This is a genomic window from Pseudoxanthomonas sp. (assembly GCF_027498035.1).
Lineage (GTDB): Bacteria > Pseudomonadota > Gammaproteobacteria > Xanthomonadales > Xanthomonadaceae > Pseudoxanthomonas_A.
This window is the reverse complement of the sequence record NZ_CP114978.1, coordinates 4,042,505-4,067,995: the sequence shown is the minus strand read 5'-3', so window position 1 is coordinate 4,067,995 and position 25,491 is coordinate 4,042,505. Positions and strand designations below refer to the sequence as shown.

Sequence of the window (25,491 nt, the reverse complement as noted above, 5' to 3'; positions counted from 1 at the left end):
ATCATAACGACCTCCCCGTACCGTAACGGATGGTCCTCTTCATGACAGCCAGCTTCGATGGGCTCCGATTCAGTCACTGGCGCACGGAGACCCGTCCGGACGGCGTGGTCGTCGTGTCCTTCGACCGCGAGAACGCCTCGGTCAACGCCTTCTCCCAGGACGTGTTGATCGAACTGGGCGATGTGATCGATCGCCTGGCCGTCGACCCGCCCAAGGGCGTGGTGATCGCTTCTGCCAAGGCCGCCTTCGCCGCCGGCGCGGACCTGAAGGAGTTCCAGGACTTCGACCGCAAGGGCACGGTCAATGACGCGATCCGCCGCGGCCAGGCCACGTTCCAGAAGCTGGCCGAACTGCCCTGCCCCACGGTGGCGGCCATCCACGGCTTCTGCATGGGCGGCGGCACCGAGATCTCGCTGGCCTGCCGCTATCGCGTGGCGTCGAAGGAGGCCTCCACCCGGATCGGCCTGCCGGAGACCAAGCTGGGCATCTTCCCCGGCTGGGGTGGCAGCGCACGCCTGCCGCGCCTGATCGGCGCACCGGCGGCGATGGACCTGATGCTGACGGGCCGTACCGTCTCGGCCAGCGCTGCACGCGCGATGGGCCTGGTCGACAAAGTCGTGGAGCAGGCCGTGCTGATCGACACCGCCGCCGCCCTGGCACTGAAAGGCACCACGCGTCCGTTCAAGCAGCGCGCCCTGGGCTGGCTCACGAACACCCTGCCCGCGCGCAAACTGCTCGCACCACAGATGGCCAAGCAGGTCGCGCGCAAGGCCCGCAAGGACCAGTACCCGGCGCCGTATGCGCTGATCAACACTTGGGAGCGCTTCGGCGGCAAGCCGATCCAGGGGCGCCTGGACGCCGAGCGTCGCGCCGTGGTCAAGCTGGCCAGCACGCCGGCCGCACGCAACCTGATCCGTATCTTCTTCCTGACCGAACGGCTCAAGGGCCTGGGCGGGAAAGATCACGGCGTCAAGCACGTGCATGTGGTCGGCGCGGGTGTGATGGGCGGCGACATCGCCGCGTGGTCGGCCTACAAGGGCTTCGAGGTCACCCTGCAGGACCGCGAACAGCGCTTCATCGACCCAGCCATGACCCGCGCGCAGGCGCTGTTCGAGAAGAAGGTCAAGGACGAGAGCAAGCGCCCGGCCGTGGCCGCGCGCCTGAAAGCCGATCTGGCGGGCGAAGGCGTCGCCAGCGCCGATCTGGTGATCGAGGCCATCATCGAGAACCCCGAGGCCAAGCGCGCGCTCTACCAGTCGATCGAGCCGAACCTGAAAGCCGACGCGCTGCTGACCACCAATACCTCGTCGATCCCGCTGGTGGAGCTGCGCGACCACATCGCCCGGCCGGCGCAGTTCGGCGGCCTGCATTACTTCAATCCGGTGTCGATGATGCCGCTGGTGGAAATCGTCCACCACGACGGCATGTCGGCCGAGACTGGCCAGCGCCTGGCCGCGTTCTGCAAGGCGCTGGACAAGTTCCCGGTGCCGGTGGCCGGCACGCCGGGCTTCCTGGTCAACCGGGTGCTGTTCCCATACATGCTGGAAGCGGCCAATGCCTACGCCGAAGGCATTCCCGGCGCGGTGATCGACAAGGCTGCGGTCAAGTTCGGCATGCCGATGGGCCCGATCGAACTGATCGACACCGTCGGCCTGGACGTGGCCGCCGGCGTGGGCAGGGAACTCTCACCGTTCCTGGGCTTGCAGGTGCCCGCCGCGTTGGCCACGGTCGAACCGGACAAACGCGGCAAGAAGGACGGCCAGGGCCTGTACAAGTGGGAGAACGGTCGCGCGGTGAAGCCCGAAGTGCCCAAGGACTACCAGGCGCCGGCCGACCTGGAAGACCGCCTGATCCTGCCACTGCTCAACGAGGCCGTGGCCTGCCTGCACGACGAAGTGGTGGCCGATGCCGACCTGCTGGATGCCGGCGTGATCTTCGGCACCGGGTTCGCGCCGTTCCGCGGCGGCCCGATCCAGCACATCCGCGCCACCGGTGCCGATGCGCTGGTCGAACGGCTCAAGGCCCTGCAGGGCCGCTACGGCGACCGCTTCGCGCCACGCCCGGGCTGGGATGCCGCGGCACTGCGTGAAGCGGTGGTCTGACCCCCGTAAAATGTCGGTAGCCGCCAGGGCGGATCGAACGCCTCGCCACGCGTAACCCGGGTCGGCAAGACCGGACGAGGCGTGGCGTGGAAGCCCCGGGTTACGGCCTTCGGCCTTACCCGGGAGACGCTTGCTGGCAGCAATGACGACAGTTCAACGCGATGCGATCCGGACGACCTCATCCGGATCGGGATGGATCAGCGTCGCGGCTGGTCCTGCTGTTTTCTGTCCTGTGACTTCTGCGCGGGCTGTCCGCCACGCTGCTGCGGCTGACCCGAGGCTTTGGGCTGCTGCGACGCCTGCGGGCTGGGGGCAGCGTTCCCACGATTGCCCGGCGCACTGCCGCCCCGCCCATCGGACGAAGCCCGATTGGCTGGAGCGGATGGGGAATACCCCTGCTGCGCCCGCGGATTCACGTTGCGCGGCGCAGCGCCCTGGCGCGGGCGCTGCGGCGGATGCTGCTCCCAGCGCGAACGTTGCCCGTACCAGCTGCGGCTACGGTAGTGCGCATCCCAGTAGGTGCCCAACACGAACGTCAGCACCGGCAGGCCCAGGCTGGCGCCATTGCCATAGATCCTGGTGCGGCGTCCGCCATTGTCGTAGTCCAGGTAGGAGGCGGACACCCAGCCGCGCTCGCCACGCGTGGCGATGTCGCACCAGGACCAATCGTCGATGCAACCGAAGACCTCCACGCGCGTGCCCGAGGACACGCTGACGATCCTGGGATAGTCCGCATTGGGACCGGTCCGCAGGTTTGCCGAAGAGGTGAGATAGGCGCGCTCGCTCGCCTCCGCGGGCCGCGCGTAAAAGACCGCAGAAAACAACACCAGGGCACCGAGCCCGATCATGGCTTTCATGGGACTTCCCGTGATTGTCTGTAGAAGGGACAGCCTACATCAGCAGGTCAACCACATCACCGGCCCGGTCGCTGGCGATACGCCATTGCGTCGGGCCCGTCATCCCGCCAGACTTCCCGGCCGGCGGCCTGCGCCGCCCTCCCCTGGCAACCCGGACGGGCCGATCAATGTTCAACCTCAGTGCGCCCACCTCGGGCATGTTCTTCCTGTCCCTGCTGCTCGGCGGCCTGGGCGTTGCGGCCAAGCTGCACTACATCCCCGCACTGGTGCCCTATGCGTTCTGGCTGATCTGTGCCGGGCTAGTGGTCCTGCTGATCGGCAACCTGTTCAAGGGGCTGTAGCAACAAGAGCTGCGTTTCCCGGGGCAAACCGTAGCCCGGGTAAGCGCAGCGCACCCGGGGCTTCTCGTCCCGCCGCGATAGACCCGCTTTCGTCACGAATGGCCCCGGATGCGGCCTGCTGCCTTATCCGGGCTACACGCCCTGCTGATCGGCAGCCTACTCCAAGGGCTTGTAGGCACGCCGCAAATCGCACGCAGCGCAACAAAAAAACGCAGCCCCGAAGGGCTGCGTTTTCGTTTGCACGACAGGCAACAACCGCGTTACATCGTGTGCGTGGGCTTGTCCGCGTTGAGCGTGCCGGCCAGCAGGGTTTCGATGCGGTTGCGCACCATGTCACCTTCGCCGCCTTCGGAGAACTGCAGGCCGATGCCGGCCGTGCGCGCACCCTGGGCGCCCACCGGCGTGATCCAGATGACCTTGGCGGCCAATCCCAGCCGCTCGCTGGACTCGGGCAAGGTCAGCATCAGGAATACTTCATCGCCGAGAAAATAGCGCTTGGGCGTGGGGACGAAGATCCCCCCGTTCTTCACGAAAGGAATGTAGGCGCTATAGAGCTGCGCCTTGTCTTTCACCGTCAGCGAGACCATGCCGCCTTTCGGAGTCGTTGCACTCATCCCCTTCCCCCGTTCGCTGGCCCGCGCGCACCATCACGCCAGGCCAGCAGTAGATCCACCATCGCCAGATCGGCGCGCACCGTGGTCCGCAAAAGATCGCGCGTGCGGTTGGCCGCGTCGAACCACGCAGCCAGCTTGTTCAATCGCACCGGATCGGTCAAGGCGGGATCGGCCGCCTGCGCCAGGACCAGGTCGGCCGCATGACGCAGGCGCAGCGCGGCATGTTCATCGGCCGCCCAGCGCTGGGCGGTTTCGACCACGGCCAACTGGCCGCGTTCGAGCTTGCCCAGGTCGCCAGCGACTTCCCGGCGCAGCGCCATGCCGCCTTCGCTCATCCATGACAACGCCAGCGCCGGATGGCCGCGCGCGGCATCCAGCGCTTCGGCGGAACTGACTTCTGGATAGCCTTGCGCCATCAGCCAGGCCATGGCTTCGGCACGCGGCGGCAGGCGGATCTCCAATTTCTGGCAGCGGCTGCGGATGGTCGCCGGCAAACGCATCGGCTCGGCGCTGAGCAACCACAGATAGCGACCAGGTTGCGGCTCTTCCAGGGTCTTGAGCAGGGCGTTCCAGGCGGCGCGGTTGACCGCGTCGGCCGGGTCGATGATCGCCACCTGCGCACGCCCGTACTGCGGCGTCAGCGTCAGCTTCTGCGAGAGTTCGCGAATCTGGTCGATCACGATCTCGGAGCGCAGCTTGGTGCCGTCCTTGGTCGGGATGAAGGACACCTGCTGCAGGTCCGGATGCGTCCCCGCTGCGATCAGCTGCGCATCGCGATTGCCCAGAGCCGGCACTTCACCACACAGCACGTAGCGCGCCAGTCGGTCGGCCACCGCGCGCTTGCCGATGCCTGCAGGCCCGCACAGCACCATCGCGTGACCCAGGCGCCCGGACTGCAGCGCGGCCAGTGCTTGATCGTAGGCGCGCTGCTGCCACGGCGTGAAAACGACGTCGCTCATCGCTGCACCTGCAACCAGTCAGCGACTGCGGCAGTCACCGCAGCGGCCACTTCAATCGGCGTGCGCGATGCATCGATCACGCGGAAGCGTTGCGGAAACGCCTGCGCACGCCGGCGATAGCCTTCGCGCACGCGCTCGAAGAAATCATCCTGCTCGCTTTCGATCCGGTCCGGCCACAGGTCGCGCCCGGCGGTGCGGGCACGGCCTTCGCGGACGTCGAGATCGAGCAGCAGGGTCATCGCCGGCGCGACGTGGACGACGCGGCGCTCAAGCTCCTCCACCAGGCTGCGGTCCAGGCCACGGCCATGCACCTGATAGGCATAGCTGGAATCGGTGAAGCGGTCGCTGACCACGAACGCATCACGCGCCAGCGCCGGTGCGATCACCCGCTGCACGTGCTGGGCGCGCGAGGCGAACATCAGCAGCAGCTCGGCTTCCGGTGCCAGCGCTTCATCGCCCGGGTCCAGCAGGATGCCGCGCATGCGTTCGGCCAGCGGCGTGCCGCCCGGTTCACGGGTCAGCACGACCTCATGCCCTGCAGCCTGCAAGGTGTCGCGAATCGCGCCCAGCGCGCTGGTCTTGCCGGCGCCCTCGCCACCTTCCAGGCTCAGGAAGCGCGGATGCGCCACAGGCTGCGGACTCATGGCTGCTTCGCCCTGGCGTCCTGCGGCGGCGCTGCCTGCGCATCGGCGGGCGGCAGCGCGGCCGCTTCCTCCGGCAACGGCGGGCGGCGCATGCGATCCAGGTATTGGCGCACCGCCGCGTTGTGCTGGGCCAGCGTGGCCGAGAACACATGCCGGCCGCTGCCGTCACCCAGCGCGACGAAGTACAACGCATCGCCGGCGACCGGATGCGTGGCCGCCTGCAGCGCCGCGCGCCCGGGCATGGCGATCGGCGTGGGCGTCAGGCCCACGCGGGTGTAGGTGTTGTACGGGGTGTCGGTGGTCAGGTCGTGGCGGCGGATGTTGCCGTCGTAGCTGCTGCCGATGCCATAGATCACGGTCGGATCGGTCTGCAGCTTCATGCCCATCGCCAGGCGTCGTGCGAACACGCCGGCGATCTGCGCGCGCTCTTCGGCAATGCCGGTTTCCTTCTCCACGATCGAGGCCAGCGTCAACGCCTGGTCGGGCGTGGTCAACGGCAGGTCGGCGGCGCGCTGCGCCCACACCGTGGCCAGCGTTTTTCCCATGTCGTCATGGGCGCGCTTGAGTACGTCGATGTCCTTGTCGCCACGCGAGTACACGTAGGTCTCAGGCAGGAAACGGCCTTCCGGATGTTCGCCTGCGTGACCAATGGCAGCCATCAGCGCAGCGTCGTCCAATTGCGTGGTCTCGTGGAGCAGCGGCGTGGCCGCGTTGAGCGCGGCGCGCACCTGGCGGAAGTTCCAGCCCTCCACGATGGTGAAGCGGTACTGGATGATCCGGCCCGCACGCATGTTCTGCAGCAGCGTGCGTGGCGTCGTGCCAGGTGCCAGCGCGTACTCGCCCACCTTGAGCTTGCCGGCAGCATCGAGCTGGCGGGCCAGCACCTGCCATTCGATATCGCTGCCGGTGCTCACGCCCTGCGCGCGCAGGCCCGCCAATACGCCACGGAAGGAGTCGCCCCGCTTCACCTGCACGACCTGGCCGGCGTGCAAGCCCGGCAGCGGTTGCGACTGGAAATGCTGGTAGCGCTGCCAGCCCCATAGCGCGGCGGCCGCAACGGCCAGCGCGAGCAGGAACACGACAAGGACGATGGCGCGGCAACCGCGCCTGCAACCTGATGCCACGGCGATCAGTCGGCTGTGAGAACGGTCGCGCAGGATACCAGCCGGCCGCGACGAAGGCTGTTCAGACGCCCGCCGCCTGACCCAGCGCGGCCAGCATGCCGCGCGCCTTGGCCCGGGTTTCCTCCAGTTCGGCCTGGGGATCGGAATCGATCACGATCCCAGCCCCGGTGCGGAAGCACAGCGTGCTGCCGTCGTCCTCGTCGGCCAGCGCCGCGCTGCGGATCAGGATGTTCAGATCCATGTCGCCATCACGGCCCAGCCAGCCGAACGCACCGGTGTAGGCACCGCGCGGGGTTCGCTCCAGCTCGGCGATGATCTGCATGCAGCGCACCTTGGGACAGCCGGTGATGGTGCCGCCCGGGAAGGTCGCGGCGATCACCTGGCCCGGCGTGACCTCGGCGCGCAACTGGCCGCGCACGTTGCTGACGATGTGATGCACGTGCGCATAGCTTTCGACCGCCATCAGTTCATCCACTTCAACGCTGCCCGGCGTGCACACGCGGCCCAGATCGTTACGCTCCAGATCGATCAGCATCACGTGTTCGGCGCGCTCCTTGGGATGGCCGACCAGTTCGCGGATCCGCGCGGCATCGTCGTCACCCGCAAAGCGCGCGCGCGTCCCGGCGATGGGCCGCGTTTCGGCAATCCCGCCACGCACCGACACCAGACGTTCCGGCGACGCGCTGACCACGGCCCTGCCGTCGTACTGGAACAGCCCGGCGAATGGCGCCGGATTGCAGTCGCGCAGTCGCGTGTACAACGCCGCCGGCTCCAGCGACACATCGAACCGTGCCTGCCAGCCACGCGACAGGTTCACCTGGAAGATGTCGCCAGCCGCCAGGTAGTCGAGGATCCGTTCGACACCCGCGACAAAAGCCTGCGGCGCGTCTTCGACCAGCACCGATGGTGGCGACCAGGCAGGCGGGGCCAGCGTGCGACCTGTCTCCAGGTCCGCGGCCATCACATCGAACAGTTCCGCATGCCCGGCCTCGGCCACCATCACGCATTCGCCAGTGGCGCGATCGCGCAGCACCGCAGCCGGGCAACGCAGCGCGAGCGCGGCGGGGACGACGCCCTCACCTTGCGGCAACTGCAGGACCGGTTCCACCTGCCCCGCCAGTTCGTAATCCAGCATCAAGGCCCAGCCACCATGGAATGGCCAACGCGGCTCGTCGCGCAGCGTGCGCAGCGGCTGCCACTGCGCGTCGAGCACGTCGAGGAACATCCCTGTCAGCACATCGCCCTGCAGCGTCCGGGTGACGCCATCGGCATCCAGCCGCAGGCCCTCTCCACTGCAAGCCAGCAGCAGATCCCAGCGCCCGTGGGCGGTGCCTGAGGCAACCGATTCCATCAGCAGCGGGTAGCGCCGCGGCGCCACGCGCTGCAGTGACAGCAGGTCCAGGTGATCGGGCAGCGGGCGGGTCAACAACATGCAAGTGCCTCTTGAATGCAGATCGGGAGCGGCATCACGCCGCTCCCGATCTGCAGGTGCCACCGGTATCGCAGCGCAATCAGAGGCGCTTGAACACCAGCGTGCCGTTGGTGCCGCCAAAGCCGAAGCCATTGGACATGGCCACGTCGATCTTCTTGTCGCGCGCGATGTTCGGCACGTAGTCCAGGTCGCAGCCTTCGCCCGGATTGTCCAGGTTGATGGTCGGCGGGATCACGTTCTCGTGCAGCGCCATGACCGAGAAGATCGCCTCGATGCCACCAGCCGCACCCAGCAGGTGGCCGGTCATCGACTTGGTCGAGCTGACCATCATCTTGTAGGCGTGGTCGCCCATGGCGCGCTTCATCGCCAGGGTTTCGGCCAGGTCACCCAGCGGCGTGGAGGTGCCGTGCGCATTGAGGTATTCGACCTGCTCCGGATTCACGCCGGCGTCCTTCATGGCCATGGTCATGCAGCGCGCCGGGCCGTCGCCGTTCTCGCTGGGCGCGGTCATGTGCCAGGCATCCTGGCTGGCGCCGAAACCGGCCAGTTCGCAGTAGATGCGCGCGCCGCGGGCCTTGGCGTGTTCGTACTCCTCGATCACCAGGATGCCGGCGCCGTCGCCCATGACGAAACCGTCGCGCTCGGCGTCCCACGGACGCGAGGCACGCGTCGGGTCATCGTTGCGGGTGGACATGGCCTTCATCGAACAGAAGCCGGCCATCGAGGTCGGCGACGAGCCGCGCTCGGCACCACCGGCCACCATCACGTCGGCATCGCCGTACTGGATGGTGCGCATGGCCATGCCGATCGAGTGGTTGGCGGTCGCACACGCGGACACCGCGGAGAAACCCGGGCCCTTGAGGCCCTTCATGATGCTCAGGTGGCCCGGCAGCATGTTGATGATGGTGCTGGGGATGTAGAACGGCGAGACCTTGCGTGCGCCGCCCTCCAGGTATTTTTCGGTCTGCTGCTCGATGCCCAGGATGCCGCCGATGCCCGAACCGACCATCGCGCCGATGCGCTCGGCATTGGCTTCGGTCACTTCCAGGCCGGAGTCTTCCAGGGCCATCAGCGAGGCCGCCACGCCATAGTGGATGAAGGCATCCATCTTCTTGGCGTCTTTGGGGTTGATGAACTGGGTGATGTCCAGGTCACGCACTTCACCGCAGATGCGGGTGGCGAACGTGGAGGCATCGAACGAGGTCAGCGGGGCAATACCCGAACGACCATTCTTGATGCCGTCCCAACTGCTGGCCAGGTCATTGCCCAATGGCGAGACCATGCCCATGCCGGTAACGACGACGCGACGTCGGCTCATAACGTTCTACTCCGCATGCTGCTGCCGGCACTGTCCGGCGTTGACTGGGAACCCTGGCGCGTGCCGCCAGATGCGCGCGGGGCCGCAATCGCGGCCCCGGCGTGACTTGCTTCCATCAGGCCGGATCAGGCCTTGACGTGGGCCTTGACGTAGTCGATGGCCTGCTGGACGGAGGTGATCTTCTCGGCCTCTTCGTCCGGAATTTCGCACTCGAACTCTTCTTCCAACGCCATGACCAGCTCGACGGTGTCCAGGGAGTCGGCGCCCAGATCGTCCACGAACGATGCGCTGGTGGTGACTTCTTCTTCTTTGACGCCAAGCTGTTCAACAACGATCTTCTTGACGCGCTCTTCAATGCTGCTCATGGATTTTCGCTCCAGACGGAGATGGGTAAACACGGGATAGTGTAGTGGAAAGCGGGCGCTGCGGGCATCGGCCCGCAACACCCGTTGAATCAGCCACTTAGGGCCGAATTCTGCATCAGGGCATGTACATGCCGCCGTTGACGTGTAGGGTCTCGCCGGTGATGTACTTGGCCGACGGGCTAGCCAGGAAGGCCACTGCATTGGCGATGTCCGCCGGCTCGCCCAACTGACCCAGGGCAATCTGCCCGATCAGCGCAGCCTTGGCGTCTTCCGGCAATGCCTTGGTCATGTCGGTGTCGATGAAACCGGGGGCGACGACATTCACCGTGACCCCGCGCGAACCGATTTCCTTGGCCAGCGACTTGGAGAAGGCAATGATGCCGGCCTTGGCCGCGGCGTAGTTGGTCTGGCCCGGATTGCCGGTGACGCCGACCACCGAGGCAATGTTGATGATGCGACCCTTGCGCGCCTTCATCATGCCGCGCATCACCGCCTTGGAAGTGCGGAACACGCTGGTCAGGTTGGTATCGATGATCGCATTCCAGTCATCGTCCTTCATCCGCATCAACAGGTTGTCGCGGGTGATGCCGGCATTGTTGACCAGGATCGAGACCGGCCCGAATTCCTTGGTAATCGCATCGATCAGCGCATCAACCGCCGCGGCATCGGTCACGTCCAGCATGCGACCGTGGCCGCCGGCGGACTCCATGCGCTGGGCGATGGCTTGCGCACCGTTATCGGTGGTGGCGGTACCGATGACGGTCGCGCCCTGCGCAGCCAGCGTGTCGGCGATCGCCGCGCCGATGCCACGGCTGGCGCCGGTGACCAGGGCGATTTCGCCGGCCAGGGGAAGGGCTGCGTTCATGCGGTTTTCCATGTTTCGAGGGCGCCCTGGAAATCGGCGGGCGTGGACAGCGCGCGGCTGTCGATGGATTTGTCGATGCGCTTGACCAGGCCGGTCAACACCTTGCCCGGACCGCATTCGGCCACGCGCGTTGCACCAGCGGCAACCAGTGCCTGCACGCAGTCGGTCCAGCGCACCGGCAGATAGAGTTGGCGCACCAGCGCCTCGCCGATGGCGTCGATGCTGCCGTGCACCTGGGCATCGACGTTCTGCACCACCGGCAACGACGGCAGGTGCCAGGACAGGCCCTTGATGGTTTCGGCCAAGCGATTGGCGGCTTCGCGCATCAGCGGGGTGTGCGAAGGCACGCTCACCGCCAGCTTGACGGTCTTGCGCACGCCGCGCGCATTGAGTTCGGCAATGGCCGCATCGACTGCTTCAGCGTCGCCGCCAATCACGATCTGGCCTGGCGAGTTGTAGTTCGCAGGCACGACGACCTTGCTGCCGGAGACCTGCCCGCAAACTTCGACCACCAGCGCATCTTCGGCGCCCAGCACGGCGGCCATCGCGCCAACACCGGCGGGCGCAGCTTCCTGCATCAACTGGCCGCGGATGCGGACCAGGTGCGCACCGTCCTTCAGCGACAGCGCACCTGCGGCAACCAGCGCGGTGTATTCACCGAGGCTGTGGCCGGACAGGCGCGAAGGCGACGGACCACCTTCCTGCTGCCACAGGCGCCACACGGCGATGCCGGCGGCCAGCAGCGCGGGCTGGGTGTATTCGGTGCGGTTGAGCATTTCCTCGGGGCCGCCCTGCGAGAGTGCCCACAGGTCGGCACCTGCGCCTTCGGATGCCTCGTTGAACGTCTCGCGGACCTGCGGATGCAGCTCGGCCAGTTCGGCCAGCATGCCCAGCGATTGCGACCCTTGGCCGGGGAATACAAAGGCGAGTGTGGGATCTGTCACGCGCGAAAACGCCCTGGTGCGAAAAAACGAGCGGCGATGATACGGGTGAAACCGCCCGTGCGTCTGTACTGGGGCGTATTGCCGCGCTCAACCCACCAGCAGACGCAGCACGTCCAGATCGCCATCGCTGAACCAGTCGATCGCCAACGTGCCAATCACCAGCACGCTGAGCGTGGTCGCAGAATGCAGCACCAGCACCGCGTGCGAGAGCCGGCGCGCCTTGCGTCCCAGTCGATTGCACACCGCGGCCAGGCGCTGCAGACGCCCTGTGACCTGGTGCGTCTGCGCATTGACATCGCGCGCTTCGCCGGACATCGCCTCCTGCATCAGCGCCTGCAATGCGGCTGGACGCCGCTCGTAGTAGCGCGCCACGCCATAGCCGAACATCAGCCAATCGCGCGCCTGGGCCTGCGCCAGATCCATTACTTCCAGCGGATCTTCCTCGAAGTCGATGAAGCCGATGCGCTGGCCATCGAAGGTCATGTTGCGCGGCAATGGCTGACCGAAATACGCGCCGGTGGCGTGCGCCTGCGCAATCGCCTGCAACGCCTTACGCACAAGACGATCACATTCGGCTTCGTCGCGCGCATCACGCAACCAGCCAGCCAGCGAGCGGCCGTTATCGCTGAGGACCAGGGAGTCCTTGCCGCGACCGATCACCTGCGGCACGTGCACGCGCTGCGCAGCCAGTTCGGCAAGGCGACGCGCCTCGGTGTCGAGCGCTTCGACGCCCACCCGATGCGGCGGCGGCCGTAGCGGCCCCATGCCCATGCGGTGGGCAATGAAATCCAACGCACCCAGCGACAGGGCCCGGCTGCTGCCGTCTCCGTAACGCTTGAGCCAGGCCTGGCGGCCTTCCATCTGGATCAGTTCAACCATGGGGGCGTACTCCGTCTCTCGATGACAGATCTGTCATGTCGGAAACATGTTAAACGCCGCGCGTTAACGCAAATGAAACACGCGCGCCACCGCCCGCAACGCAGCGTCCGCTGCAGACACCGGAAAGCACACATGAAGAGATTGGGCACGCAGACCGACGCCGCCTTGACGCGATAGGTCGTTTCATCGCCAGACCCCAAAAAAAACGAGGACGCCGCCATGATCCGCAAGCTCGCGTCAGGTCAGTTCCGCCTGTATTCGCAAAAGAAGAGCCGGCGCACAGGCAAGCACCGCAATCTGGGCACGTTCGATACGCGGGCCGCAGCGGAACAGCATGAAAGGGAAGTGCAGTACTTCAAGCGCCACGGCTGAGCCTGTGGCGCGGTTGCGGCGTCAGTAGCGGATCAGCGCCGAGCCCCAGGTGAAACCACCACCAAAGGCTTCCAGCAACAGCAGCTGGCCACGCTGGATGCGGCCATCGCGCACCGCTTCGTCCAGTGCCAGCGGCACCGATGCGGAGGAGGTGTTGCCATGCTTATCCACCGTCACCACGACCTGATCCATCGACATGTCCAGGCGCTTGGCCGTGGCTTCGATGATGCGCAGGTTGGCTTGGTGCGGGACCAGCCAGTTGAGGTCGCTCTTGTCGAGCTGGTTGGCGTTCAAGGCCTCGTCAACGACCGAATCCAGCGCCTTGACGGCGTACTTGAACACGTCATTGCCCTTCATCAGGATGCGCGAGCCGTTGTTGACCTCGTCGGCGTTGAAGCCCGCCGAGATGCCGACCGGATTCCACAGCAGTTCCTTCTTGCTGCCGTCGGCATGCAGATGGGTGCTGAGGATGCCGGTCTCGCTGTCGGCCTTGAGCACGACCGCGCCAGCACCGTCGCCGAACAGCACGCAGGTGGTGCGGTCGGTCCAGTCGGTGATGCGGGTCAGCGTCTCGGCGCCGACCACCAGCACGGTTTTGGCGTCACCGGTACGGATGAATTTGTCCGCCACCGTCAACGCGTAGATGAAACCCGAACAGGCCGCGTTGACGTCCAGCGCCATGCAGCCTTCGGCCCCCAGGCGCGCCTGGATCAGGCAGGCCGTGGAGGGAAACACGATGTCGGGCGTGGTCGTCCCGACCACGATCATGTCGATGTCCGACGGCGCCACACCCGCCGCCTCGAGCGCGCGCAGCGCGGCCTGGTAACCCAGGTCGCTGCTGTTCTCGCCTTCGGCCGCGATGTGACGCTCACGGATGCCGGTGCGGCTGCGGATCCACTCGTCGCTGGTCTCGACGATCTTGGACAGGTCGTCGTTGGTCAGGACCTTCTCCGGCAGGAAGCTGCCGGTGCCTGCGATACGCGAGTAAATACGACCGTTCGTCACCGGCTGGCTCATCATGATTCCCGTTGCGCGGCCCGGGGAGCGGACCTGAAAAATGAAACCGTCAGGCGCGCGTCACCGCGCGCCGCGGGAATCACTCTTCGCTGACAGCCGACGACTTGGTCGCGATGACCTTCTTGCCGCGGTAGTAACCGTCAGCAGTCACGTGGTGACGGATGTGGGTCTCGCCCGTGGTCGGGTCGGTCGACAGCTGCTTGGCGGTGAGGGCGTCGTGCGAACGGCGCTGGCCGCGACGGGACGGGGTGACGCGGGATTTCTGAACTGCCATGGTCTTGCTCCAAACGAGTCTTTATTCCAACCGCCAGCAGGCGATCAGTTCTTCTTGAGCGAAGCCAGCGCCGCGAACGGGCTGGCCTGCGCCAGTTCTTCCTGCTGCGGGGAAACATCGAGTTCCACCGCAGGCAAATCCGGATTCATCGGTACTGCAGGCACGGCCAGCACCAGTTCGTCCTCAATCAGATCCAGCGTCCGCAGCATGCCGTCTTCGGGCACCAGCAGCGCTTCGACATCTTCCGGCAGGGCCGCTTCGTCAGCCTCGTCCCGGATTAGGCCGAGCTTCTGCACCATCGACACCGGGAACAGGAACCGCTGCAGGCTGCGCTGGCATTCCAGCGGCAGCGCCGCATCGATCTTCAGTTCCACATAGGGCACCTGCAGCGCATCGCGATCAAACTGCAGCGCGAACGTCACCTCACCCTCGGCATCGGTCAGCAAGCCATCCAGCCGGCGCAATGCCGCCAGCGGCACCTTGCCTTCGAAGCTACGCCGTGCCGCGACCATGCGCCAAGCATCTAGAATTTCGGGCACGTGCGCGGACATAAGCCGCAAAATGGTAGAGAGGTGCCGGGCACCTGTCAAATGGGCGATACCCTCGGATTGCCGGCCGACGCCCCGGAACGCCACACTGCGCGCCCTCGCCCATCCCCTGGACCCGCATGTCGCTGATCCTTGCCTCCACCTCAGTGTACCGCCGCGAGCTGCTGGAACGCCTGCGCCTGCCTTTCGAAACCGCCCGCCCGGACGTGGATGAAACGCCAGGCCAGGGCGAAGCCCCGTCAGCACTGTCCCAGCGCCTGGCTCACGCCAAGGCCCGGGCGATCGCTGAACAGGCACCGGGACACTGGGTGATCGGCTCAGACCAGGCCGCCGATCTGGATGGCCAGCCGCTGGGCAAGCCCGGCAACCGGGAAAACGCCATCGCCCAGCTGCGCGCCATGTCAGGCCGCCAGGTTCAGTTCCACACCGCTGTCTGCGTCAGCCACGACGGCCGGGACCTGACTGCGCTGGACACGACCACAGTGACGCTGCGAATCCTGACCGACGATGAGATCGCGCGGTACGTCGATGCCGAACAACCCTTCGACTGCGCCGGCAGTTTCAAGTGCGAGGGCCTGGGCGTGGCACTGTTCGAAGCCATCGACACCCGCGACCCGACCGCCCTGATTGGCCTGCCACTGATTGCCACCGCCGCGCTGCTGCGCCAGGCAGGCTTCCGCCTGCCCTGAGTCACTCGTGCCGTGACAGGTCGATCGGCTGCTCGGACCAATCCTCGATGCTGCCATCGGCGGCATGCAGGCGCAGGCCCAGCCAGTGCCGGCCCGAGCTGAACTTGCGTGCGTCGATCTGCGCGCGGAAACCGACCTTGGGATGATTCGGGTCGTTGGAGATCTTCCAGTACTGGGCCACGCCCGGATCGGGTAGACCGTAGTCGGCGCTGGCGACGACATGCCCATCGATCAGCACATCCACTGCTTTCAAGCCCATGCCATCCTTGAACGCCCAGCCGCTGACCTCGAACCGACCGGGCACCGTGGCGCCGTCGATCGGGACATCGATCCATGCCATCGCCGGTGCGATGCAGGCAGCGGTCTTGGGCGAGTCCGACTTCGCGCTTGCAGCTGCCCCGGCCGCCCTGGGCAGATAGAACAACAGGAAGCGCTGGCGGCCATGGTCGACATTGATCACGCGCGGCGCCGGCAGTGGACCGACCCGCGCGCACAGCGCGTGGTACTGCGCCAGCAAGCCCTTGTACTGCACCTCGCTGGCACCAACGACCAGCAGCTGTGCGGTCGGACTGGTGCCGTCACTTTGCAGGTTCCACAGGCGCAATTGCGGCGCGCGCCCGTGCTTGATGTTGAGCGGGTGATCCAGGACCGGGATCGCGTCATCACCCAAGGCGAAACCCAGCTCGGAACCGACCTTGAAGTTATCGGCGAGCAGGCCGGTCTGCCCCGGATGACGCGCCAGTTCTTCGCGTACCGCCTGGGCCAGCACGTCCCAGCCGGCGAAGTTGTAGGGATAGAACTTGCTGGAGGCCAGGTCCGCACGCCAGCGTGGCACCGAGGCCACCAGGTAATAACCCAGCACCACCGCCAGCCCCGCACCACACATCGCCCAGGTCGCCCGCCGCAACATCACCGGCCAGCGGCGCAACAACGCGGGCACGGCCAACAGCAGCGGCAGATAGCCCGGCAATGGCCAGTGGAAACTGACACGCTCGACATCGGCGAAGAAGCCCAGCACGAAGAACCCGATCGTCGACAACCCGCCCAGCAAGCCGAAATACCGCCACTGCGATGGCATGTCGCCCGCGTCGCCGAAGGAACGCTTCAGGACCTGCAGCAAGGCGTAGAACAACAGCGGCGTGACCAGCGCGGCCTGGATCACCAGGAACAGCAGCCCGGTCCACTGGAAGGTCCATGGATGGCGATCGACCAGCTGGAAACGCAGGCCTGCATCAGCATTCTCGATGTTCCAGGCGATCAGGGGTGCCCACGCCGCGACACCCAGCGCCAGGGCAACCCACACGCGCACGTCGCGCAGCATCCGGCGACCTTCCGGGATCAGCAGCAGTGCGATGAAGCCGACGCCGATCACGCCGACAAACCGGTAATGACTCAATGCACCGATCACCAGGCCCAGTGCCAGCTCTGCAGCCGCCGCAGCATCGATCTCGCGCAACAGGCGCGCACCGGCATCCAGGCACAGCACCGTGGCAAAAGCCATCGGCACGTCCGGCACCGCCATGATCCCCAGGCTTCCGGACAAGGGCATCAGCAATACCAGCATGCCGGCACGCCAGCCTGCCACTGCACCGAACCAGCGCGAACCAATCCCTGCCAGGAACCACGGCAACAGCGCGGACAGCAGCAGGAATGGCATGCGGATGGCCAGCACGTGCTGGCCGCCGATGGCCGTGCCCAGTCGCGTCATCCATGCAGTCAATCCGGGCAGGTCCGAATACGCGGCCGCAAGGTGGCGACCTTCCTGCCAATAGAACGCCTCATCGACGAACAACGGCAGCTGCGCCGCGATCAGGATCTTGATCACGGTCAGGCACACCCACAGCATCAGGAACGTGCGCTGAGCCCGCGCCTCTTCATTCATATTGTCGCTACACTCGATTGGGATCAGCGAAACCGGAAGTCAAATGCAGGTCAGTTCCGCAGCAACCAAGATGCTAACCGATGACTTGTCCAAGGCATTGCAGCAGGCACAAGCGCAGGTAAACGGACTGGTGCTGGGGAAACCCCTGCAGGTGCGCCTGGCTTTCGTCGCCTTGCTGGCCGATGGCCATCTGCTCATCGAAGACCTGCCCGGCCTGGGCAAGACGACCCTGGCCCATGCCCTGGCGGCAACGCTGGGACTGGGCTTCCAGCGTGTACAGTTCACCTCGGATCTGTTGCCCGGCGATGTACTCGGCGTGTCGATCTACGACGCGCAGGCCAGGCGGTTCCAGTTCCACCCCGGCCCGGTGTTCACCAACGTGCTGTTGGCCGATGAAATCAACCGCGCGCCACCACGCACGCAGAGCGCATTGCTCGAAGCCATGGCCGAACACCAGGTCACCCTGGATGGCACCACGCACTTGTTGGCCGAACCGTTCTTCGTGATCGCCACGCAGAATCCGGTGGACCTGTCGGGCACCTATCCCCTGCCCGATTCGCAACTGGACCGCTTCCTGCTGCGCATGGGGCTGGGCTATCCGGACCGCAAGGACGAACGCGCCCTGCTCGCAGGCAGCGATCGTCGCGAACTGATCGCACAGGCGGAGCCGCTGCTCGGCATCCAGGAGATCCTGGGGCTGCGCGCAGCGGTCGCGCAGGTGCATGCCAGCGAGGCCCTGATCGATTACGTGCAGGCCCTGCTCACCCGCAGCCGCCAGCATCCGGGCGTGCGCGTGGGCCTGTCGCCGCGTGCCGGCCTGGCACTGCTGAAGGGCGCACGCGCGCACGCACTGCTGCTGGGGCGCGACCACGTCCTGCCCGAAGACGTGCAGACCCTGTTCCCGGCGGTGGCCTCGCACCGGCTGGTGCCGGATTCGGAAGGCAGCTCGGCCACCGAGCTGTCCCACGCCATCCTGCATGCGGTGGCGGTGGACTGAGCGATGGCAGCGGGCACCGCGCAGCGGCTGCGTGCACGCCTGGCGCTGCTGGCGCGTCCGCGTACCTCCGAAGCACTGCCGGTCACGCTCGACCGGCGCCGGGTCTATGTGCTGCCCACCGCGTTCGGCCTGTTCGCCGGCGGACTGGTCGGCACGATGTTGCTGGGCGCGCTGAACTACAACAACAACCCGGCACTGCTGCTGGCGCTGCTGCTGGCGGCGACCTTCATGGCCAGCCTGATGGCCGCGCATCTGCAGTTGTCCGGATTGCGTGTCGAATCCATCGGCGCCGAACCCGTCCATGCAGGAACACCGCTGCTGCTGCAGCTCGCCTTCGCCAGCAACGACCGCCGGCCACGCATCGGCCTGCGCCTGCGCGCCGGCCAGCAGGATGCGCTGATACCCGCGTTGAACGGCCCGGCGGTCACGGCCGAAGTGGCATATCCCACCAAGGCCCGCGGCTGGCTGCAGCCCGAGCGCATCCGCCTGTCCACGACCCAACCCCTCGGCGTCGCGCTGGCCTGGTCGTGGGTGTGGCCGGCCACGCCGCTGCTGGTCTATCCCGCCGTCGAAGCCGATGGCCCCGCGCTGCCCGAGCCAGCCGGCACCGCTCGCCAGACCCGCGTCGATGCGGCCGGCGAAGAGCTCCACCATCTGCGCGCCTATCGTCCGGGCGATCCGCAGCACACCATCGCCTGGAAGCCGAGCGCGCGGCGCGACGTACTGCTGGTGCGCGAATACGAACAACCGGTCGGCGTCGAAGTCACCCTCGACTGGACCCTGCTGGCGCCCCTGACCCACGAAGCCCGTATCCGCCGGCTAACCCATTGGGTGGAGTTGGCCGAACGCCAGGCACGCCGCTATCGCCTGCGCCTGCCGGGCCAGCCGCCGATCGGCCCGGCGTTGGGCCCCGCACACCGCCACCAGTGCCTGCGCGCCCTGGCCCTGCTGCCGCTGGGGCGCACATGAGTAGCAGCACGCGCACCGCGTCACGCGCGTTCCCGCTGGATGCCCACAGCCGGCTGTGGGCGCTGGCCTCTGCCGCGTTCGGGCTGCTGCCGTTGTTGCTGCAGCTGCCCGGAATGACCGCAATCGCCGTCGGCGTGGTCGGCGTCCTGAGCGCCTCGGTGTCGTGGCGACGGCCGATACCGCTGGTGCTGCGCATCCTGCTGGCCATCGCGGCATTGGCCGCGGTGCTGTGGGCCGCAGGTCCGCGCTTCGGCCGCGATACCGGCTGTGCGCTGCTGGCGGCGATGCTGGCGATCAAGCCAACCGAGACGACCTCGCTGCGTGACGGACGCAGCCTGGTCGGGTTCGCCTTGTTCGCCCCGTTCGCCGCTTTCCTGCTCGACCAGGGGCCGATGACGATGGCGCTCGGCCTGGTATCGGTGCTGTGCGCACTGGTAGCGATGCTGCGCCTGGCCGCACTGGAGTCGGGCCTGTTGTCGAGCAGCGGCGCCAGCAGCGGCCGCACCAATCCGTGGCAGATCGGCCGGTTGGTGTTGATGGGCCTGCCACTGGTGCTGCTGACCTTCTGGCTGTTCCCACGGCTGGCAAGCCCGTTGTGGGGATTGCCGGACCGCGCGGTCGGCCGACCTGGATTGTCGGACACGATGCGTCCGGGCGAATGGATCGACCTGCTGGCCGATGACACGCCAGCCGCACGCGTGACGTTCTTCGGACCAACACCTCCCCCGTCGCAAATGTACTGGCGCGGACCGGTGATGACCGAATTCGATGGCCGCACCTGGCGACAGGCCGACTGGCCACGCGCACCGGTTCCGGTGACGCGCCAGGGCCCGCATTACGACTACCAGCTGGATTACGAACCCACCGATCGCCGCCAGCTGATCGCACTGGATCTGGCTTCGACCGCACCCGACGGCGCGCGCCTGTCCGACGACTACGAAACGACCGCGCAGCGTCCGCTGTCGTCACTGACCCGCTGGCGGCTGCAATCGCAGGGCGTGTCGGCCTTCGATCCACAACCTCAGCCCGGGGTCCTGCGCCAGGCCCTGCGCCTGCCGCCCGGGTTCAACCCGCGCACCATTGCGCTCGGCAAGCAGTGGCGTGCCGAAGCCGGGCCTGATGGCGATGCAGCCATCGTCCAGCGCGCGCTTGCATGGATCCGCAAGGACTTCAGCTACACGCTGGATGTGCCGCTGCCCGGACGCGACATCGCCGACGAGTTCCTGTTCCAGACCAGGCAGGGTTTTTGCGAACACTTCAGCTCCTCGTTCGTGATCCTGATGCGCGCTGCCGGTGTCCCGGCGCGCGTGGTGACCGGCTATGTCGGCGGCGTGCGCAATCCCATGGGTGGTGGCTACTGGATCATCCGTCGCCAGGACGCCCATGCCTGGACCGAAGTCTGGCTACCGCAGCGTGGCTGGGTGCGCGTGGATCCGACCGCCGCAGTCGCGCCCGAACGCATCTACGACACCATCGAGAACCGCGCCCAGGCCGGCAACGATGGCCGCGAAAGCCTGATCAACCTGAGCCGCTACGCCCAGGTCAGTGACTGGCTGCGCAGCAACTGGAACAACCTGGTGTTGGGCTTCAATGCCGAACGCCAGAGCCAGCTGCTCAAACCCTTCGGCGTGGACAGCCTGGACCAGAGCAGGCTCGGCCTGCTGTTCGCACTGGCCGGCGGCGCCACGCTGCTCGGCATGGCCTGGCTGCTGGCGCGCGGCGAACGCGAGGCCGATCCACTGCTGCGCCAATGGCATCGCCTGGGCCATCGCTATCGTCGCCTGGGCCTGCAACCGGCACCCTTCGAACCGGCACAGACCTGGGCACAGCGCGTCGCGGTGGCGCGAAGTGACCGTCCTGCCACAAACGAGAACCTCATCTCACTCAGCCACCGTTTCGCGCAAGCGCGTTACGCTTCAACCTACGCGGACGTCCGGGCGCTGATACGCGATCTGCGCCGGCACCGTCCGTGAACACTGCGAGGCCTGTATGAACACCACGTCTTCCGTCCGCTTGCTGGCTGTTGGAGCCATGGCGATCCTCCTTGGCGCCTGCGCCACGGCCCCCAAGCCCCTGCAGGGCGAGTTCCCAGGCGTCACGCCGCGCGATGCGGTGAGCGGCGTCCAGGTCGGCGCGCAGGTCCGATGGGGTGGTCGCATTGTCGAAACCAGGCCGGGTGCGGACAGCACCTGCTTCCAGATGATCTCCTCGCCACTCAATGCCACCGGCCGGCCGACGCATGACTCGCCCGATGCCACCGACGGCCGCTTCATCGCCTGCCGCGCCGGCTTTTACGATCCGGCGATCTTTGCCAAGGGTCGCGAAGTCACCTTCATCGGCCGCGTCGATGGCATCGAGAACACCCGCATCGGCGATTACGACTACCGCCTGCCGCGCGTGAATGCCGACGTGGTCTATCTGTGGCCGCAGGTGCGCGAAGTGGAAGTGCGCCCGTATCCGTCACCGTACTTCTACGACCCGTTCTGGGGTCCGGGCTGGGGTCGCGGTCCAGGCTGGGGCCCGGGCTGGGGTCGCTGGTAAGCACGACCTGGAGGGCTTTCCCTCCAACACAGAAGGGCCGGAGATTTCCGGCCCTTCTTGTTTGTACGCGAATGGATGTGGCGGGTTGCCGATCAGCCGCCCGCGCCGAAATGCCCCAGCGGCGCACCGGCCAGCAGGTGCAGGTGGATGTGGTAGACGGTCTGGCCCGCGTCCTCGCGGCAGTTCATCACCACGCGGTAGCCTTTGTCAGCGAAGCCCTCCTGCCGCGCATATTCGGCGGCGGCCAGCACCAGCTTTCCGACCAGCGTGGCCTGGTCCGGCTTGAGGTCATCCAGGGTCGGCACGTGCACGGCCTTGGGGATGAAGAGCACATGCACCGGCGCTTGCGGCGCGATGTCCTTGAAAGCCAGCACCTCATCGTCTTCATAGACGATGCTGGCGGGAATCTCGCGCCGGATGATCTTGCCGAAGATGGTGTCGTTCATGGGCCTGCCGGATTGCGTTGCGGATGAGCGCACCAGCTTAGCCTGCATGCGATGACCGGCAAGCCCGCATCTATCGAGCGAGGCGTCAGCCCATCTCGCTACGCGAACCGAACGCATGCGACAGCGTGCCGCGGTCCACGTATTCCAGCTCGCCGCCCAGCGGCACGCCGTGGGCCAGGCGCATCGGCCGCACACTGGCTTGCCGTGCGAGCTGCGCGAGGTAGTGCGCGGTAGCCTCGCCTTCCACGGTGGGATTGGTGGCGATGATCAACTCATTGACCTCGCCTTCGGCCAGGCGCCTCGCAAGCCGCTCCAGCCCCAGCTCGCGCGGCCCGATGCCATCGAGCGGCGACAGCCGCCCCTGCAGGATGAAATACAGGCCGCGGTAGCCGGTGGCCTGTTCGATCGCCAGGCGGTCGGCCGGTGACTCCACCGCGCATAACTGGTGCCGGTCGCGACTGGCGCTGGCGCAGATCGCGCACAGCTCACCCTCGGTGAAATCACGGCACTGCGCGCAGTGACCGATGTGCTCCATCGCCTCGGCCAGCGCACCGGACAGGCGCCGGCCGCCTTCGCGGTCGCGCTCCAGCAGCTGGTAGGCCATGCGCTGGGCACTCTTGTTGCCCACGCCAGGCAATACGCGCAGCGCGTCGATGAGTTGTTCGAGCAGCGAAGCGCTCATGCGATGGCGGCGCGTCGACGCGCCGGCACCAGGCCGGCGCAGACGGAAGTCAGCCGGCTCAGAACGGCAGCTTCATGCCCGGCGGCAGCTGCATGCCGGCGGTGGCCGAACCCATGCGCGTCTTGGACTCGGCGTCGATCTTGTTGGACGCATCGTTGAAGGCCGCAGCGATCAGGTCTTCCAGCATCTCCGCATCGGACAGCAGGGTCGGGTCGATGCGGACCTTGCGGCATTCCTTGCCACCGGTCAGGGTCACGCTGACCATGTTGCCGCCAGCGTTGCCGGTGACTTCCAGCTTGGCCAGTTCTTCCTGCGCCTTCTGCAGGTTTTCCTGCATCTTCTGCGCCTGCTGCATCATCTGGGCGATATTTCCACGCATCTTGGTTTACTCGTCAAAAGGTCGGATGGAATCGGGGACCACGCGCGCGCCCTGCTGTTCGATCAGGCGCTGCACGTCGGGATGGTTCATGAAGCTTTCTTCCGCCGAAGAGCGACGCTCGTCCTGCTTGCGCGCATCGCGCGTGGCCAGGGTTTCGCCGTGGTCGGCTGCAGCTTCGAACACGATCTTCGGCGCATGACCGAGCGCACTGGACAGCGCATCGGAAAGATCACCAATCGAACGATCGGTGCGCAGGTATTCGAAGCCCGGCGCCAGCGACAGTCGCAGCACCGCATCGCCATAGCTGGAAAACGCAGCATTGGCGGCCAGCTGCTTGGACGGACCGGTCAACTGCGCCGAGGCCACCAGCGCCAGCCAGTGATCGGCATCGGCGATGTCGATGCCCTGGCCTGCCACCGGCGCATGCACCGGTGCAGTGTCGACTGCGATTTGCGGCGCGGCCGGCGAAGCGGTGGCCACGACCGGCTGCCCGGGCACGTCCCACGGTGGCACGTCGTCGACGCTGGGCGCGGGCGCTGCCGCTTTCGGCGCGGCGGCGGACGCCACGGGCGCGCTGGCGACGGGCTTGGGCGCAGGCACGTCCCACGGCGGGGTGTCATCCATGGCGGGAGGCGCAGGCCTGTTAGCCGCAACCGGCATCGCCGACTGATGTTGTTCGGGCGGCGCAGGCGGCGCCGTTGCGGCTTCAGGTGCGACCGGCACAGGGTCCGGCGCTGAAGCCGCCGCTGCCGAAGCCGCTGCCGACCCCGTCGCCGAGGTTCCCGCGCCACTCGATGCCACGGAAGAACGCCCTGGCGCAGCGCCTGCTGGCGCCATGTCGCCAGCCGATGCCGGACGGAACGCCAGCATGCGCAGCACGCTCATTTCGAAGCCGGCACGCGGGCTCGGCGCCAGGTACAGGTCGCGGCGCCCGTTGAGCGCCATCTGGTACCACAGCTGCACCACTTCCGGCCGCAGGCGCCCGGCGAAGACGCTGGCATCGAAACCCTCGGCCTCGATCGCCACGCCCGGTACCAGCTGGCGCACCTGGATGCGATGCAGCGCTTCGGCCACCGCCTCCAGCACGCCGCCCCAGTCGGGCGAAAACTCGGCCACCGCGCCGATGGTCGCCATCAGCTGGCCACCATCACCATCAGCCAGCGCCTGCAGCAGCGCGCTGACCTGGGTTCGGTCGACGCTGCCCAGCATCGTGCGCACGCCGGCATCGCCCAGTTCGCCGCCGGTGTAGGCGATGGCCTGGTCCAGCAGCGACAGTCCGTCGCGCAACGATCCATCGGCCGCCTTGGCGATCTGGCGCACGGCGCCTTCTTCCGAAGGAATCTGCTCGGCCGCCAGGATCCGGGTGATCTGGCCACCGATCTGTTCCTCGTCCAGGCGCTTGAGGTTGAACTGCAGGCAGCGGCTGAGCACGGTGACCGGCAGCTTCTGCGGATCGGTCGTGGCCAGCAGGAACTTCACGTGCTCCGGTGGCTCTTCCAGCGTCTTCAACAGCGCATTGAACGCCGCCTTGGAGAGCATGTGCACTTCGTCGATCAGGTAGACCTTGTACTTGCCGCGCGAGGGCATGTACTGGGCATTTTCGATCACCTCGCGCACGTCGTCCACGCCGGTGTTGGACGCGGCGTCGATTTCCAGCAGGTCGATGTAGCGGCCCGAATCGATGTCCAGGCAGGCCGGGCACTGGCCGCACGGGTCGGCGCTGGTGCCGGTCTCGCAGTTCAGCGATTTGGCGAAGATGCGCGCGATGGTGGTCTTGCCCACACCACGCGTGCCGGTGAACAGGAAGGCGTGGTGGATGCGACCACTATCCAGTGCATTGGAAAGCGCGCGGACCACGTGTTCCTGCCCAACCAGCTCGGCGAAACGCTTGGGGCGCCATTTACGGGCCAGGACGAGATAGGACATGGCGTCATTGTGCCGCGCCAGGTGGAACGTTCCAAGGACGGGATGCCAGGCCGGACGCCACGGGCCCGGGAACTGAATGACCGCCAGCAATGCAAGCTGCCGCGAGGGCTCGCTTTAAATCCCGCGCGCGGCTAGAATCTGCGCCCCTGAGTACGGCCAGCGGTCGTATCCAGGTCCCGGAGAGGTGTCCGAGCGGTTGAAGGAGCACGCCTGGAAAGTGTGTAAGCGTCTAAACCGCGCTTCGGGGGTTCGAATCCCCCTCTCTCCGCCAGTTTTGATCATTGCTTCCAACAATGATTGCAGCAAACCCGGGCCGCGCCTCATG

General features: G+C 66.7%; 27 protein-coding genes and 1 tRNA gene. 9 read left to right on the top strand and 19 right to left on the bottom strand.

All coding sequences use genetic code 11. From position 1 onward, the window contains the following. Positions 1-41 precede the first annotated feature (41 nt). A complete protein-coding gene (locus O8I58_RS18020) occupies positions 42-2,102 on the top strand; it encodes a 3-hydroxyacyl-CoA dehydrogenase NAD-binding domain-containing protein (RefSeq protein WP_298319152.1) in 2,061 nt (686 codons plus the stop codon). Positions 2,103-2,299: 197 nt separating this feature from the next. On the opposite strand, the gene O8I58_RS18015 is transcribed toward O8I58_RS18020, so the two are convergent. Further along, the gene (locus tag O8I58_RS18015; RefSeq protein WP_298319149.1) at positions 2,300-2,959 is read right to left on the bottom strand and encodes an SH3 domain-containing protein; all 660 of its coding nucleotides are present in this window, start codon (positions 2,957-2,959) and stop codon (positions 2,300-2,302) included. Between the two features lie 167 nt (positions 2,960-3,126). Here O8I58_RS18015 and O8I58_RS18010 point away from each other — a divergent pair, with 167 nt between their 5' ends. Continuing rightward, positions 3,127-3,300 carry a hypothetical protein gene (locus O8I58_RS18010; RefSeq protein WP_298319146.1) on the top strand — a complete coding sequence of 58 codons (174 nt, stop codon included), beginning with the start codon at positions 3,127-3,129 and terminating at the stop codon, positions 3,298-3,300. 260 nt (positions 3,301-3,560) lie between these two features. Here O8I58_RS18010 and O8I58_RS18005 read toward each other — a convergent pair whose 3' ends face one another. The 10 genes from O8I58_RS18005 to O8I58_RS17960 all read right to left on the bottom strand — a co-directional run bounded on the left by O8I58_RS18005 (position 3,561) and on the right by O8I58_RS17960 (position 12,444). After that, positions 3,561-3,914, bottom strand: coding sequence for a PilZ domain-containing protein (locus tag O8I58_RS18005; RefSeq protein ID WP_298319143.1), 354 nt, complete (start codon positions 3,912-3,914; stop codon positions 3,561-3,563). After that, the gene (locus tag O8I58_RS18000; RefSeq protein WP_298319140.1) at positions 3,911-4,873 is read right to left on the bottom strand and encodes a DNA polymerase III subunit delta'; all 963 of its coding nucleotides are present in this window, start codon (positions 4,871-4,873) and stop codon (positions 3,911-3,913) included. The genes O8I58_RS18005 and O8I58_RS18000 overlap by 4 nt, the downstream gene beginning before the upstream one ends. Beyond that, positions 4,870-5,517: a dTMP kinase gene (gene tmk, locus O8I58_RS17995; protein ID WP_298319137.1), complete on the bottom strand. Its 648-nt coding sequence runs from the start codon at positions 5,515-5,517 to the stop codon at positions 4,870-4,872. Before tmk ends, O8I58_RS18000 begins: the two co-directional genes overlap by 4 nt. Continuing rightward, positions 5,514-6,641 (bottom strand): endolytic transglycosylase MltG, encoded by a 1,128-nt coding sequence (mltG, locus tag O8I58_RS17990; RefSeq protein WP_298319135.1) that lies wholly within the window; start codon positions 6,639-6,641, stop codon positions 5,514-5,516. The genes tmk and mltG overlap by 4 nt, the downstream gene beginning before the upstream one ends. A gap of 61 nt (positions 6,642-6,702) precedes the next feature. Next, positions 6,703-8,073 carry an aminodeoxychorismate synthase component I gene (locus tag O8I58_RS17985; protein ID WP_298319132.1) on the bottom strand — a complete coding sequence of 457 codons (1,371 nt, stop codon included), beginning with the start codon at positions 8,071-8,073 and terminating at the stop codon, positions 6,703-6,705. 79 nt (positions 8,074-8,152) lie between these two features. Next, positions 8,153-9,391, bottom strand: a complete 1,239-nt coding sequence (gene fabF, locus O8I58_RS17980; protein ID WP_298319130.1) for a beta-ketoacyl-ACP synthase II — start codon at positions 9,389-9,391, stop codon at positions 8,153-8,155. Between the two features lie 125 nt (positions 9,392-9,516). Next, positions 9,517-9,756 carry an acyl carrier protein gene (acpP, locus tag O8I58_RS17975; protein ID WP_014161144.1) on the bottom strand — a complete coding sequence of 80 codons (240 nt, stop codon included), beginning with the start codon at positions 9,754-9,756 and terminating at the stop codon, positions 9,517-9,519. Positions 9,757-9,871: 115 nt separating this feature from the next. Then, a complete protein-coding gene (fabG, locus tag O8I58_RS17970) occupies positions 9,872-10,621 on the bottom strand; it encodes a 3-oxoacyl-ACP reductase FabG (RefSeq protein ID WP_298319126.1) in 750 nt (249 codons plus the stop codon). Next, entirely contained in the window at positions 10,618-11,565 is a 948-nt protein-coding gene (gene fabD, locus O8I58_RS17965) for an ACP S-malonyltransferase (protein WP_298319124.1), read from the bottom strand. Before fabD ends, fabG begins: the two co-directional genes overlap by 4 nt. A gap of 87 nt (positions 11,566-11,652) precedes the next feature. Next, entirely contained in the window at positions 11,653-12,444 is a 792-nt protein-coding gene (locus O8I58_RS17960) for a BUD32 family EKC/KEOPS complex subunit (protein ID WP_298319121.1), read from the bottom strand. Between the two features lie 219 nt (positions 12,445-12,663). Here O8I58_RS17960 and O8I58_RS17955 point away from each other — a divergent pair, with 219 nt between their 5' ends. Next, complete coding sequence (locus tag O8I58_RS17955) at positions 12,664-12,816, top strand: hypothetical protein (protein WP_298319118.1); 153 nt, start codon at positions 12,664-12,666, stop codon at positions 12,814-12,816. Positions 12,817-12,837: 21 nt separating this feature from the next. On the opposite strand, the gene O8I58_RS17950 is transcribed toward O8I58_RS17955, so the two are convergent. The 3 genes from O8I58_RS17950 to O8I58_RS17940 all read right to left on the bottom strand — a co-directional run bounded on the left by O8I58_RS17950 (position 12,838) and on the right by O8I58_RS17940 (position 14,658). After that, a complete protein-coding gene (locus O8I58_RS17950; RefSeq protein ID WP_298319115.1) occupies positions 12,838-13,833 on the bottom strand; it encodes a beta-ketoacyl-ACP synthase III in 996 nt (331 codons plus the stop codon). Positions 13,834-13,912: 79 nt separating this feature from the next. Beyond that, positions 13,913-14,107 carry a 50S ribosomal protein L32 gene (rpmF, locus tag O8I58_RS17945; RefSeq protein ID WP_093135864.1) on the bottom strand — a complete coding sequence of 65 codons (195 nt, stop codon included), beginning with the start codon at positions 14,105-14,107 and terminating at the stop codon, positions 13,913-13,915. A gap of 44 nt (positions 14,108-14,151) precedes the next feature. After that, the gene (locus tag O8I58_RS17940) at positions 14,152-14,658 is read right to left on the bottom strand and encodes a YceD family protein (protein WP_298323173.1); all 507 of its coding nucleotides are present in this window, start codon (positions 14,656-14,658) and stop codon (positions 14,152-14,154) included. 116 nt (positions 14,659-14,774) lie between these two features. Here O8I58_RS17940 and O8I58_RS17935 point away from each other — a divergent pair, with 116 nt between their 5' ends. Continuing rightward, entirely contained in the window at positions 14,775-15,344 is a 570-nt protein-coding gene (locus O8I58_RS17935; protein ID WP_298319106.1) for a Maf family protein, read from the top strand. A gap of 1 nt (position 15,345) precedes the next feature. Here the strand turns inward: O8I58_RS17935 and O8I58_RS17930 are convergent, their stop codons facing one another. After that, a complete protein-coding gene (locus O8I58_RS17930) occupies positions 15,346-17,226 on the bottom strand; it encodes an ArnT family glycosyltransferase (RefSeq protein WP_298319103.1) in 1,881 nt (626 codons plus the stop codon). 43 nt (positions 17,227-17,269) lie between these two features. On the opposite strand from O8I58_RS17930, the gene O8I58_RS17925 reads away from it, so the two are divergent. Genes O8I58_RS17925 through O8I58_RS17910 form a run of 4 tightly spaced genes read left to right on the top strand, consistent with a single transcriptional unit; the run spans position 17,270 to position 21,733 of the window. Beyond that, entirely contained in the window at positions 17,270-18,223 is a 954-nt protein-coding gene (locus tag O8I58_RS17925) for an AAA family ATPase (RefSeq protein WP_298319100.1), read from the top strand. A 3-nt stretch (positions 18,224-18,226) separates the two neighbouring features. Continuing rightward, complete coding sequence (locus O8I58_RS17920; protein WP_298319097.1) at positions 18,227-19,192, top strand: DUF58 domain-containing protein; 966 nt, start codon at positions 18,227-18,229, stop codon at positions 19,190-19,192. After that, positions 19,189-21,165 carry a transglutaminase TgpA family protein gene (locus O8I58_RS17915; RefSeq protein ID WP_298319094.1) on the top strand — a complete coding sequence of 659 codons (1,977 nt, stop codon included), beginning with the start codon at positions 19,189-19,191 and terminating at the stop codon, positions 21,163-21,165. The genes O8I58_RS17920 and O8I58_RS17915 overlap by 4 nt, the downstream gene beginning before the upstream one ends. 16 nt (positions 21,166-21,181) lie before the next feature. Next, complete coding sequence (locus O8I58_RS17910) at positions 21,182-21,733, top strand: Slp family lipoprotein (RefSeq protein ID WP_298319092.1); 552 nt, start codon at positions 21,182-21,184, stop codon at positions 21,731-21,733. 92 nt (positions 21,734-21,825) lie between these two features. Here O8I58_RS17910 and O8I58_RS17905 read toward each other — a convergent pair whose 3' ends face one another. The 4 genes from O8I58_RS17905 to dnaX all read right to left on the bottom strand — a co-directional run bounded on the left by O8I58_RS17905 (position 21,826) and on the right by dnaX (position 25,166). Next, entirely contained in the window at positions 21,826-22,179 is a 354-nt protein-coding gene (locus tag O8I58_RS17905; protein WP_298319091.1) for a histidine triad nucleotide-binding protein, read from the bottom strand. Between the two features lie 85 nt (positions 22,180-22,264). Further along, on the bottom strand, positions 22,265-22,861 hold the full coding sequence (recR, locus tag O8I58_RS17900; RefSeq protein WP_298319089.1) for a recombination mediator RecR: 597 nt from the start codon (positions 22,859-22,861) through the stop codon (positions 22,265-22,267). Positions 22,862-22,919: 58 nt separating this feature from the next. Next, positions 22,920-23,240 carry a YbaB/EbfC family nucleoid-associated protein gene (locus O8I58_RS17895; protein ID WP_298319087.1) on the bottom strand — a complete coding sequence of 107 codons (321 nt, stop codon included), beginning with the start codon at positions 23,238-23,240 and terminating at the stop codon, positions 22,920-22,922. A gap of 6 nt (positions 23,241-23,246) precedes the next feature. Continuing rightward, entirely contained in the window at positions 23,247-25,166 is a 1,920-nt protein-coding gene (gene dnaX / locus O8I58_RS17890) for a DNA polymerase III subunit gamma/tau (protein ID WP_298319084.1), read from the bottom strand. A 178-nt stretch (positions 25,167-25,344) separates the two neighbouring features. On the opposite strand from dnaX, the gene O8I58_RS17885 reads away from it, so the two are divergent. Beyond that, positions 25,345-25,437: transfer RNA gene (locus tag O8I58_RS17885), tRNA-Ser, on the top strand. Positions 25,438-25,491 lie beyond the last annotated feature (54 nt).